Origin of the sequence: Geobacillus sp. LEMMY01, assembly GCF_002042905.1 — a bacterium.
Lineage (GTDB): Bacteria > Bacillota > Bacilli > Bacillales > Anoxybacillaceae > Geobacillus > Geobacillus proteiniphilus.
On record NZ_MVKA01000039.1, the window covers coordinates 29,026 to 41,010 of the forward strand.

An 11,985-nucleotide genomic window follows, 5' to 3' on the forward strand; every position below is an offset into this window, starting at 1 on the left:
CGAGCGAACGAGACACCATGCGGATCGCTCTTTCGTGGGAAAAAACGGTTTCTATGTTTATTGTAGTACATCGGCCGCGTTTGGGCAATGAACAAAAAGGCAAACAACTTGCTGATGCCACCATTTCGCCATGAAATGGAAAACAAAGCGGTCAAAAAAACATGAACGATCCCGAAATGGCTCGATGACTTGGCGAAACAACACCATGTCAACGATTCACAAATCCTCCAAGAAGCCCTGAAAAAACATCTCGGAGCGACAGACCGATAAATGGCAAAGCCATTCGCGTCCGGAACGCAAACAACCGTCCTGCCTGCGGGCGGCTTTTTTCTTTTGCCTCTTGCATTCCGCACTTGCCGGATATCATGGACGAAAAAGGCCGTCTGCTAAAAACAGACAACGTTTGGCGGGTTTCAACACAGCAGACCCATTGGGTTGCGTGTTTGCCGTTGGTTGGAAACGGAGAAAGAAACACCAAGGCGGCGATGGTGCATCCTTGCTTTTTACAATGTTAGGGTCAGTGTTGAATTTCTCCAAACTGGTTTTGAAGCATCTCGTTCACATCATTGATGCCTTGATCACCAGGGGTTTTCAGGAACGTTGACCGATGCTCCAATAAGAGTGGATTTTTTGTGTCCCTTTATTCATCCGTTATGCGTTTTGCAACCCGTTCCTTGATTTAAAATAACCCGTGGTGCTAGTTGAGCGTCAGCTCTCAACTATATAGATGCAACCAAAACGTTTAACATATCTTTGACAGAAAAGCCACTTATCGATTTTTCGACTGTCGAGGGCAAGCCACAGGCTTGCCCCCGTCACGCCTTGGCGTGACGGACGACCGAACAACCACCTGCTTCTCAGACCCATACATGGGGCTGAAAGCGGTGTTGTTCGGTCTTCCGACAGTCGATCCAATGCTCAGTAAAAGCTACAAATGTGAAAACTTCAAATTGCATCTATATAGCACCACGGGTTGTAAATGTATGTTAGCGGATTTGCTCATCTACGGTTAAGTATATGACGGAAAGCGCCCTCCTTCTTCCACCGTGCGACGATACGATGAAAGGAAGAGGGCGTTGTTACATGCTCTCTTGGACGATGCTCCCTCGTCCCCCTCCAAATCGCCGCTTAGCGAAAATCTCAACTGCCATTTATTCATTGGAAAATGTTTCGCAAATCGATCAAGAAATCCTTCAATACATGAACGGAAACGGCGTCATCCCGATTGTACACTCCGCGAAGTTCCAACGTCCCTGTTTTCTCACGTAAATACACTTCCACGACTTGATTCGCCGGGTCAACGATCCAATATTCCTTCACCCCGGCCCGCTCGTACGCGATCCGTTTGTCCATCCGGTCGATTTTGGCCGTGGCAGGGGACAAGATCTCGACGACCAAATCCGGAGCCCCGACAATGCGGTTTTTTTGAATTTTGTTTTTGTCGCAGATGACGACAAGATCGGGGCATACCCAGTTTCGGACGTTTTCATCCATCCATCCCTTTCGATGATCTTCGAAAAGATACACATCGATCGGGGCGGCCAACACGCGACAATCCTTCCCTCTGAGATACATCCCAAATTCGATCGAAAGCTGGAGCGAAATCCATTGATGTTCCGGTGTTGGCGACGGCGCCATGCTAATGATGTTCCCGTCCAAGACCTCGCACCGTTTTCCTTCCGGCCATGTCGCATACTCTTTGTAGGTCATAGGGGCCTGTTTCTTTTCCGATGGATCCATCTGTTTCACCTGCCTCTTATTTGTATAGGTTATCGAATTCCCGCTTTTTGAACTATGCTTATTCTTCTTCCCGAACGAGCGGCAGGCGAACGAATACGGTGGTCCCGCGTCCAAGGTCGCTGTCGAACTGGATCGCGCCGTCATGAAGGGCGACGATTTGTTTGACGATGGCAAGCCCCAAGCCGGTGCCGCCTTCTTTGCGGGTGCGGGCGCGGTCGACGCGGAAAAAGCGCTGGCCGAGAAGCGGGAGCTGGTCTTTCGGAATGCCTTTTCCCGTGTCTTGGATGACAAGCTCGCCTTCTGCTTCCGACAGGCGGGAAAGCCGCACCGTCACCGCGCCGCCTGCCGGAGTGTAGCGGATGGCGTTGTCAAGCAAGTTGCGCACGACTTGTTCGAGCCGATCGGCGTCGCCGTTGACGATGACGTCATAGTCCAAATCGCATGACAGTTTGATCCGCTTTTGCGCGGCGATCGGTTCGTACATGGCGATGACATCTTCGATCACTTGGGCGAACGCCACCGGCGCGCGCTCGAGCGGCACGCTTTGCCCTTCGAGGCGCGCCAGGTCAAGAAGATCGCGCACCAACCGCTCCATCCGCTCCGTTTCGCGATGAATGAGGCGAAGGTACGCCTTTTCTTCTTCTTTCGTTTTCGCGAGGCCGGCGAGGAGCGCTTCGCTGTACCCTTTCATATAGCTGAGCGGCGTGCGCAGCTCGTGCGAGACGTTCGCTAAAAACTCTCGCTTCCGCTCGTCTTCTTTGGCAATGGCGTCGGCCATTTGGTTGAACGCCTTCGCCAGGCGGCCGATTTCATCATCACTCCGCACTGGGATGCCCGCTTCGTAGCGTCCTTCCGTCATGCGCTCAGCAGCCCGTTCCATCGCCTGCAGCGGCTCGACCATTTGCCGCACCATCCGTCGGCCGACAACCAAAAGCGCGGCGGCGAATATGGCGGCCAACGGCCAAAACGTGGCCGCCGCCCGTTTCGTTGCTTCTTGGACATCGGCTAACGGCAAATACAAGTAAATCGCTCCTTCAAGCCGCTTGCCGTCCAAAAGCGGAACGATGACCGCCATCACGCGGCGGCTAAACCGCTTTTCGTAGCCGGTTTTGACAACAGGCTTCCCGGCTAACAGCGTTTCCCGGTCGCGGCCGCTCACGAGCGCGTCATAGTGGACCGGAAACGGAAAGCAGGCGCTCAGTTCGCGCGGGTTGTCGATCAATAGGATGGTGGCCGTCGATTTTTCGTCATACCATTCGATTTGGCGCCGGTACGCCTCGGTCACCGCCCCGCCGTGATAGTCGCGAGCGAGGCTCGTCCCTTCCGCGATCAACGTTCGTTCGACTTCTTTCATGTACACCGTCCGGTAAAAATAATTCAAAAGGCCAAAGGAAAACGCCAGCGTCGCCACGACCGCGGCGCCAATTGACAGCCATAGTTTTTGCCCTAACCGAAGCCGTTTCATGTTCATCCCTCAAACTTGTAGCCGATGCCCCATACGGTTTGGATGCAGCGGCCGGCGTCTTTCAGCTTCATACGCAGCGTTTTCACATGCGTATCGACCGTGCGGGCGTTTCCTGTATAATCATATCCCCACACTTTGACGAGCAAATCGTCGCGGCTGAACACCTGGCCGCTGTGCTTCGCCAAAAACAGCAACAGCTCAAACTCTTTCAACGTCAATTTCACCGGTTCGCCGCCAACGGTCACCGTCCGGCCTTTTTCATCGATGGCAAGCTTGCCGAATTGCAACCGTCCGTCGTGCTCGCGCCCGCGCCGCACCCGGCGCAGCACCGCCTCGAGACGGGCGATGAGCTCTCCCGGGCTGAACGGTTTGACGATGTAATCGTCGCCGCCTAGCTTGAACCCTTTCACTTTATCCCATTCTTCGCCAAGCGCAGTCAAAAACAAAATCGGCACGTCCGACTGCTCGCGGATGCGGGCGCAGACGGCGAATCCGTCCTGTTTTGGCATCATGACGTCCAACAGCACCGCATCAACCGGATGTTGCGAAAGCAGCGCCAGCGCCTCCTCCCCATCTCCCGCTTCCAAGCAGCGAAAGCCGGCGTTTTCTAAATACATGCTGACCAACAGACGCATTTCTTCTTCATCATCCACGATTAAAATGGTTCGTTCGCTCATGTTCGTCCCTCCCGAATGAGCAGCTGCAGCGGGCCGTCTCCCGTCTTCCAACGGGCGAGCAGACGCAGCGTCGCTTCGTCGACCACGATGATTTCATCGCTGTCATAGCTCGCGATATACAAGCGGCCGAACGCCGCCTTCATCGCAAACGGGTTAGCGCCGACAGACGCCGAAGCGAGTTTTTTTCCTTCTTTTGAAAACTGATAGACCGTGTTCGAACCGTGGCTTAGCACAAACACGCCGCGGCCCGTTTCGACAAAATCGACCGGCATGACCGGGGCGGCAATCGTCCGCAACAAGCGGCCGTCTCGAAGCGAATAGACGTGAATATTCTTCTCCACCTTGTTTCCGCTTCCATGTCCGCCGACCCACAGCTCCCCTTGCCGCTCGCGCATCAATCCGCCTAACGCCATCTTCGGCACAGAAAATGAGCGAATGACACGGAGGCGGCTCGTATCAATGACAAAGGCGCGGCCGTTTTGAAAATCGATGGCATACAGCTCCGTTCCCTGGCGATTGACAAGCAGCGTCATCGGGGAGCGTCCGACCGAAAGGCGGGCGATCTCTTTCCCGCCCCGGCTCACAACGCGCACCGCGTGATGTTTGCTGTCGCCAAAAAACCACGTGCGGCCATCCGGAGATGGAGCAGCGCTCACAATGCCGCTTCCTATTTTCCATTCGCCAAGCAGCTTCCCGGTCGCGAGGTCGTACCGATAGATGCGGTCGAGGTCCCGCCCGTACAAAAGAAGCGTCCGGCCGTCCGGGCTCAACGCCCCGCCTTGAAACGGTTCGTTGATGTTCCAACGGGCGATCTTGCCGCCATTTTTCGCGTTCAAAAAGGTGACCGTTTCCGCTTTGACATCGAGGCTGATGACGACAGAAAGCGAATCGGCCACCGGGGGAAACGACGGATTGGCGCAGCCGCTTAGCATAAAGAACAAACACAACAGCATCCATACGCTCGCTCGTTTCATCTCGAGTTTCTCCTTCACCTATTCGTTTCTGCCCCCATTATACATCACATTTGTGAGAGAAGTTTGAAATCGCGCCATGCAACCCCCCCACCGCCAAATCGATGGCGATGGGGGAATCGTTAATCAATCGGCGCATGCTTTGACACTATATAGACTCCCATGACAAAAAAATTTTGTCACCATCGGAAAGATGAAAACCACCTTCTGTCGAATGGTCTCCTTGCAGCTGGGGTCAAGAGGTCGTGGTATCTATGGTACGTAAAAGTCCGATATATAGACGGACCCCAGCAGCCTGGTGCATCACGGAATGTCGCTCCCTTTTGGGAAGCACRCAGGATAGAATGCTTGAACAAAGGCTGCTGCACCAGCTGTTKTGGAGAATGAAGCAGGGAGGGAGACCGATGCGCGTCTTGTATGAACGCTGTTGTGGATTGGACGTGCATAAAGAAATCGATCACGGCTTGCGTCCTAACCCCTGAAGGCAAAGAGATTCGCACGTTTGGCACGATGACCGACGATCTTGAGGAGTTGGTGGAGTGGCTGAAACAAAAACAGGTGACGCACGTGGCCATGGAATCGACGGGCGTATACTGGAAGCCGATCTATAACCTGCTTGAAGGGGAGCCCATCGACGTGCTGGTCGTCAATGCCCAACATATCAAAGCGGTTCCCGGACGAAAAATGGATGTGAAAGATGCGGAATGGATTACGGACTTGCTTCGCCACGGACTGCTCCGAGGGAGTTGCATTCCTGATCGAACTCAGCGGGAGCTTCGGGAACTGGTTCGGTATCGGCGCAGTTTGATTGAGGAACGGGCCCGGGAGCTCAACCGCATCCAAAAAGTGTTGGAAGGAGCGAATATCAAGCTGGCTTCGGTTGTATCGGACATCAACGGGGTGTCGGCTCAGCAGATTCTTCGAGCCCTGATCGAAGGAACGGACGATCCGGCGGTATTGGCGCAACTCGCCAAAGGGCGGCTGAAACAAAAAATCGGAGAGCTCCGGCGCGCCTTGAAAGGAATCATGGGGCCGCATCAACGCATGATGCTTTCGGAACAATGTCGGCATATTGAATATTTAGACGAAGCGATTGCCCGGTTGAGTCGAGAGATCGAGGAGAGAACGCGCCCTTTTCATGAAGCGCTGGAGCTCATGGAGACCATTCCGGGAGTGGGGCGGCAAAGCGCAGAACAAATTATAGCGGAAATCGGGACGGATATGAGCCGTTTCCCTACGGCTGCGCACGTGGCCTCATGGGCGGGAATGGCTCCCGGGAATCATGAGAGGTGCGGGGAAACGGTTGTCAGGTCGAACGAGGAAAGGGAACAAGAAGCTGAGGGCGTGTCTGGTGGAATGCGCCCGCGCCGCCCGAACGAAGAACACGTACCTATCGGCCAAGTATCATCGGATCGCCAAACGAAGAGGAGCGAATCGGGCGAGTGTCGCGGTCGGGAGAACCATCTTGGAAATCATCTATTCGGTCTTAACGCGAAAGGAACCGTATCGAGAGTTGGGAGCCGATTACTGGGATCAGCAACGGGAGGCCGCCATCGTGCGCCAAACGGTGAAACGGCTAGAGGGGTTAGGGTACGAAGTGAAACTGGAGAAGACAAGTGCGTAGCATGAAGAAACCATATATATACTGAAATACCTTCATTTGGAATCTAATTCCAAAGGCTAGGTGGGGATCGTTTTTTGTTAATTGGTGTTTTCAGGATAGATATTGCTTGGTTAGTTAGATAGCAGAAAAGATGAAATTCGAAATTTAAATAAAGTACTCATTTCTTCCGCAAAAATGAGTACTTTTTTCTCTCTTAATTCACCATTATGTTGCATTAGCCATCCCTCTACAAAACGAGAAAAACCCCTTGTATATTAGGGGAGAGTTCCTTTAAGAATGGTTATGTGAACACGAACCCCCTCCAGAATGTGGGGGGGTTCCAGTTTATAGAAAATACATTGAATGCCGATAATGTATATTGTATAGCTAATTTGGACGATGTATAAAATTTTGTGTAAAGCATTGTGCCAGACTAAAAGAAAAAGGTAGGGTATTGTCTTGTTTGGCTAAAAACAACCTTCCAGGAAAAGGGGAACCTTACCTATGTCTAAAAGTATATCGAATTTATAAGGGTTGGCCGAAGCGAAGGAAGCCTTTCAACGAATGTTTGAATAATATTATAATTAACCAAATAATGTAAAAATATAAAGGGATTCTCCCTCTCCACTCATAAGACGGAATATTCCGTCTTATGAGTGGAGAAAACTCATCACTTATTCATTTCAGAGATACCGTACTATCCTACATTACACAAAATTCTTGATGGTACTCGGCTTCACTAGAATTTTCAAAACCGAAAAATAGGACAAAGATTCAAGTGTTCATCGCATATTAAGAAGGGCTTTTAGTTACTTTGATTTTTCTTTCGCTAATAAATTTCTTTTGTCGACCCACAACCCGTACTACTTGCTTTATATATTGTTTTTCAGGTGGGCACGGTGCTTTTCCTGTTTCAATCCTAATTAGAGGACAAGCAGATCCTTGACAAGAAGGTCTTAGGAAGCACTTCTTACAGCCCTCGTCTTCAGACTCATCGTTCATAACCCACAAAGCAAATTTATCTATATCTATTCTAAAGTTTCCATCTTTTTCAACTTTTCCGATCTTATTTTTCTCATTATATAATGCTACTGTACATTTATATAAAGTACCGTCTGATCCAATTACATAAGAATTAGGATCAGACGCATAACATACATAACCACCAGGTTGAAGAATGCTACCTAACGTAGTCGATAATCCCTGATTTAAAGCATCTTCACACAAACCTAGTGCTACTTTTGCTCTTATTTTTGTATCAAATATATCTAGATCGTCATCATTCGGTCCGCCCCATCGACCGATAGGAAAGTAGTTAACGTGAAACCTTCCATCATCGGAAAACGTGTCGGAAAGCTCTTTTGTAAGATCGCGTATATAAGGTTCATTACTTTTATCAAAGTTGACACGTATCCTAACCTGAAAATCATACTCCAAACAACTGAGATTTTTCAAATTATTAAATATTCTTTTAAAAGTTCCTTGTCCTCCCACTAACTTACGTGTTTGATCATGAATATGTTCAGGGCCGTCTATAGTTATCTGAAAATTGTCGACACCTAGCTTTAATAATTTTGTTGCTGTATCACTGTTTAAAAGGAATCCATTAGTAGTAATACCAGCACGAAACTTGAAATTGTACTTTTCACTTAATAAAAGAAATTGATTTGATAATTTTTCAATAACATCTAATGCGAGAAGAGGTTCTCCTCCAAACCAATGGACATTCAGGTTTTTTAGTTGGCGCCCTCTTTTCTCAACATATTTTATTACACCTTCAATAACATCATCCGACATTTTTCCTTTCTCAAAATTTTCATAACAATATGCACACCTAAAGTTACACTGTTCAGTGACTAAAAAAATCAAATACATATTTTCAGGATTTCTTCCTTTGATTTCATGTAAAATTCGGGCTCTTTTAAATTCATCTACATTACTTTTGATTAAAAAGCCATAATTAGCAAGAATCTTTGCGTTATCATCAAGTTCATCACATCCCGATCGGAGAATATTTTTAATCTCATTAGCATGAGCTTGTGGAACACGTAACAATGCCCCCGTATAAGTATTACATATATAAAGATCCCCATTCTCTTCATGGGAAAGAATATTAAATCGCGATGCTACCCATCTGTCATTCACATCTGATTTTACCTCTTTTGGAATAGTAGAAAACGGCTCCATTTTTCCCCCTCCTATAATCAAGGGATAGCTTAATAAAGCTATCCCCGATGACAAAAGAATATGATTAGCATCCTCCGCAGTTTGTGTTAGTCGGTGCAAAAGAAAGAAGAACGTCTTCTGCTGTTGGATTCAAGACATCGAAGCCTTCATCAAGAATTTGAAGCATTTCCTTGTTCATGCAATTCACCTCCTTTCAATTCATTGTCTGACTGCTCTATATGTCTCTGGATATACTCAGCCACTGTATATGGGGGAGGTACATGTCCATAATCTACTTTTTCTCCGGTTGCAGTTATCCATGCATTTCCACTAGGAAATACAACTTTATGTCCAAAACTGATCAGCTTTTTAGCATTATATTGTGTAACTTTTGCATCCCACATGTTTGGCCCCATATTTGGGAAAAAGACAACAGGTCTTGGAGAACATAAAACTAGCATGGTCAATAAATTATCTGCTATTCCGTTTGCACACTTCGCTAAAGTATTAGCAGTACAAGGTAAAATGATGAAAATATCCGCCCAGTCATGTAAAAAGGAATGGGGAACTCTATTTCGTGTATACTCCTTTGGAAAATCGTACATATCCTGATATGCAGGAGCATCAGCGTGCGCAGCTAAGAAATTGACATCAATAAATTTCTGAACGTTCGATGTACAAACTAATCTAATATTAGCATCTAGTTTTTCTCTAAAAACTCGTAAATACATAGGTAGTTCAACAACTCCTGAAGAGCCTGTAACACCAACTAATATATTCAAGCTCAACACCTCCTTTACAGTAACTATTCAGCCCGTACATAGAAAAAATTTACGAGAGCCGGTTTGTTCGTACCTTCCTTGTCTATACTAATTACCATCATAGACATGGGAGGTGAACACAATGGCAAATGTTGCTTTTGGCTTCCAAGAAGCGGTCTTCACACTCGAAAGCATGGTGGCAAACATCGAACGTCAAGCACAGACCATCGAAAAACTCATCAACGAAAATAAACAGTTAAGACAAGAAAACCAGCAATTGAAAGCACGTATTGCAGAATTAGAAGCCCGTACGAAAAAAAACAGTACGAATAGTCATTTACCGCCGTCCTCTGACCGGTTTGGGGCGAAATCTCCTTCTCGCCAACCGTCGGAGAAACGGCCGGGAGGACAGCCAGGGCACCAAGGAACGACGCTCCGCCAAGCACCGAATCCTGACCATCGAGTCCTTCACCGTGTGACCCAATGCAAAGGATGTGGTCACTCTTTAGAACATGTCGATCCACTTCAAGTAGACATTCGCCAAGTGTTCGACCTCCCAGTGGTTCGCATGGAAGTCACTCAACATGAGCGGGAAATCAAGCGTTGTCCGGAATGCCGACTTGTCCAGCAGGCGGAGTTCCCTTTCTATGTCACCAATCATGTACAATATGGACCGGTCATCACTTCACTCCTGTTATACTGGAATCACGCGCAGTTGATTCCGTGCGAACGGATTACGGAGATGGTGAAAACATTATTTCATCATCCCATTAGTGCCGGAACGGTCGTGAACATGACGAGACGGTGGCAGCCTGTGTTAGAAGCAGCGATCGAAGAAATCGAAGCCGCGCTGCTCACCTCGAGCACGCTGCACGTCGATGAAACGAGCCTGCGTGTGAAGGGAACGAAACAATGGGTGCACGTCGCTTCCACTTCCAAGGAAACCCGATACGGGATTCATCGCTCGCGTGGCAAACAAGCGACGGATGACATCGGGATTTTGCCACGGTACAAAGGAACGATGGTACATGATGCGTATTCCGTATACCCGATGTATACGCAGGCGAGCCATGCCCTTTGCCACGCCCATCATCTCCGGGAGCTTCGGGAATATACCGAACTTTACCAGCACTCTTGGTCGAACAAGATGGCCGAAGCACTGTTGGAGATGAAACAGGCAGTGGAGAAAGCGGGCGGAGCCTTGCCGGAAGAGAAAGTCCGGTATTGGGAAGCGGTGTACGACGAGCTTCTTTCGAATGGACGCCGGGAACTCGATGMACGTTGCCGACACGGCAGCCATCTAGGTGGCCGCCAAGCGGAAAATTTCCTCCGGCGCCTAGAAAAGCGCAAGCAAGAAGCGCTTCTCTTCCTGCGAAAGAAAGAAGTGCCGTTTGACAATAACCAAGCCGAACGCGATTTACGGATGGTGAAAGTCAAACAAAAAATCTCTGGAACGTTTCGTCAGGAAGACGATGCCGAGGCTTTCTGTGTCATCCGCAGCGTCGTTTCCACCCTGCAAAAACACGGAAAGCCGGTGTGGGAATCGTTGCAAAGACTTCTAAGCGGAGAGCCTCTTCAAACGATTCTCCATTCCTCCTAGGGCATTTTCGATACTGGGAATGCCCTATTGGTGCTGGATTCTGAAAATCTCGCTAGTACTGGGCTGAATAGATACGTCATGATAAAGATTGCCCATTCCACTACATATTTTGTTAGTAATCACCCCAAAAAATTATCGATTGGAATCCTGAACAACTGATAATTATGATTTTTCGGTAGTGATTCCAACTTATTGAGTGCTTTTTCTTGTGATGAATAAGCAGCGATAGGAAAGAAATTCGGAAAACCTCTGTCGTGATCTACGATGAAGATCATCCAAATAGTGTTCATACCTTACCTCCTAATGCCGCAGCCTAAGTCTGGTGGCATTATCTAGCCCCTTCGCTCAATAAAAAGGATATCTAATGTAAAACTCCACACATTTCCAAAGTCATATTGCCCATGTCCCCTTTGATCTTTTTTCTTCTTCAAGAGAACAGGTACAGAATTTTTCGAATGAACAATTATTGCATACTACTGATGTTAGTCTAAAAATTGAATAGATGTTTCACTTCCTACAGAAAAAGGTTATGATGTTAAAAAAGGTGAGTGAAAAAATGTTGATACTCACATTTCGCACCCTAACAAGGTCAAAACAAAGGATTTTTTATTTAGTTTTTCAGAATAACTTTTTGACCAACACAACGAGCGATGGCAATCCTTTTTTTACCATCGCTGGTCGTTCCGTATCACGTTACACGTAGATGCTCTCATCCATGCCCAATCCCTGCAGAATCCTTCGCTGATCAGGGGTAAGGGAGCGATCCAGTGAGCGTTGGATGCGCCCATCCGGCAGCTTGAACAGGACGACGTTCACATATTGAAACAGCTGAAAAATCGCCTGTCCCGTCGGCCGGGTCAGCTTGCGGCCTCCAGGACCCTTCAACGGGTGTTCTGGAGTAATAAACTGACGCACTCGGCGCTGAAAAACGCGGTAAATAGCCAAGGCCAACAGAAACAAATAGCCTAATACTGCGACCCGTTCTGGTTTTTTGACGTAAAT

The 11,985-nt window shown here is 48.3% G+C and carries 8 protein-coding genes and 3 pseudogenes; 3 read left to right on the forward strand and 8 right to left on the reverse strand.

The window, feature by feature from the left end; genetic code table 11:
* Nucleotides 1–114 precede the first annotated feature (114 nt).
* Nucleotides 115–270 (forward strand): annotated as a pseudogene (locus B1A75_RS20410) (type II toxin-antitoxin system HicB family antitoxin); the annotation flags it as partial.
* An 885-nt stretch (nucleotides 271–1,155) separates the two neighbouring features.
* On the opposite strand, the gene B1A75_RS16465 reads toward B1A75_RS20410, so the two are convergent.
* Genes B1A75_RS16465 through B1A75_RS16480 form a run of 4 tightly spaced genes read right to left on the reverse strand, consistent with a single transcriptional unit; the run spans nucleotide 1,156 to nucleotide 4,856 of the window.
* A complete protein-coding gene (locus tag B1A75_RS16465) occupies nucleotides 1,156–1,740 on the reverse strand; it encodes a Uma2 family endonuclease (RefSeq protein ID WP_074044571.1) in 585 nt (194 codons plus the stop codon).
* Between the two features lie 58 nt (nucleotides 1,741–1,798).
* Nucleotides 1,799–3,205: a sensor histidine kinase gene (locus B1A75_RS16470; RefSeq protein WP_079936534.1), complete on the reverse strand. Its 1,407-nt coding sequence runs from the start codon at nucleotides 3,203–3,205 to the stop codon at nucleotides 1,799–1,801.
* A gap of 2 nt (nucleotides 3,206–3,207) precedes the next feature.
* Complete coding sequence (locus tag B1A75_RS16475) at nucleotides 3,208–3,882, reverse strand: response regulator transcription factor (RefSeq protein ID WP_074044570.1); 675 nt, start codon at nucleotides 3,880–3,882, stop codon at nucleotides 3,208–3,210.
* Nucleotides 3,879–4,856: a YncE family protein gene (locus B1A75_RS16480; RefSeq protein WP_074044569.1), complete on the reverse strand. Its 978-nt coding sequence runs from the start codon at nucleotides 4,854–4,856 to the stop codon at nucleotides 3,879–3,881. The genes B1A75_RS16475 and B1A75_RS16480 overlap by 4 nt, the downstream gene beginning before the upstream one ends.
* 401 nt (nucleotides 4,857–5,257) lie before the next feature.
* Between B1A75_RS16480 and B1A75_RS16485 the strand changes: the two are divergent.
* Nucleotides 5,258–6,477: pseudogene (locus B1A75_RS16485) on the forward strand (IS110 family RNA-guided transposase).
* A 771-nt stretch (nucleotides 6,478–7,248) separates the two neighbouring features.
* On the opposite strand, the gene B1A75_RS16490 reads toward B1A75_RS16485, so the two are convergent.
* The gene (locus B1A75_RS16490; RefSeq protein WP_079936531.1) at nucleotides 7,249–8,643 is read right to left on the reverse strand and encodes a radical SAM/SPASM domain-containing protein; all 1,395 of its coding nucleotides are present in this window, start codon (nucleotides 8,641–8,643) and stop codon (nucleotides 7,249–7,251) included.
* Between the two features lie 149 nt (nucleotides 8,644–8,792).
* On the reverse strand, nucleotides 8,793–9,404 hold the full coding sequence (locus B1A75_RS16495) for a flavoprotein (RefSeq protein WP_176202433.1): 612 nt from the start codon (nucleotides 9,402–9,404) through the stop codon (nucleotides 8,793–8,795).
* A gap of 121 nt (nucleotides 9,405–9,525) precedes the next feature.
* Between B1A75_RS16495 and B1A75_RS16500 the strand changes: the two genes are divergently transcribed.
* Nucleotides 9,526–10,983: an IS66-like element ISGka4 family transposase gene (locus B1A75_RS16500; protein WP_079936533.1), complete on the forward strand. Its 1,458-nt coding sequence runs from the start codon at nucleotides 9,526–9,528 to the stop codon at nucleotides 10,981–10,983.
* Nucleotides 10,984–11,102: 119 nt separating this feature from the next.
* Here the strand turns inward: B1A75_RS16500 and B1A75_RS20060 are convergent, their stop codons facing one another.
* Nucleotides 11,103–11,273: a hypothetical protein gene (locus B1A75_RS20060; protein WP_176202434.1), complete on the reverse strand. Its 171-nt coding sequence runs from the start codon at nucleotides 11,271–11,273 to the stop codon at nucleotides 11,103–11,105.
* 403 nt (nucleotides 11,274–11,676) lie between these two features.
* Nucleotides 11,677–11,985, reverse strand: a pseudogene (locus B1A75_RS16505) (IS1634 family transposase); the annotation flags it as partial.

Coding starts and splice junctions, on each gene's coding strand:
- B1A75_RS16475 (WP_074044570.1), bottom strand. CDS start 3,882: ATGAGCGAACGAACCATTTTAATCGTGGATGATGAAGAAGAAATGCGT.
- B1A75_RS16480 (WP_074044569.1), bottom strand. CDS start 4,856: ATGAAACGAGCGAGCGTATGGATGCTGTTGTGTTTGTTCTTTATGCTA.
- B1A75_RS16490 (WP_079936531.1), bottom strand. CDS start 8,643: ATGGAGCCGTTTTCTACTATTCCAAAAGAGGTAAAATCAGATGTGAAT.
- B1A75_RS20060 (WP_176202434.1), bottom strand. CDS start 11,273: ATGAACACTATTTGGATGATCTTCATCGTAGATCACGACAGAGGTTTT.
- B1A75_RS16470 (WP_079936534.1), bottom strand. CDS start 3,205: ATGAAACGGCTTCGGTTAGGGCAAAAACTATGGCTGTCAATTGGCGCC.
- B1A75_RS16465 (WP_074044571.1), bottom strand. CDS start 1,740: ATGGATCCATCGGAAAAGAAACAGGCCCCTATGACCTACAAAGAGTAT.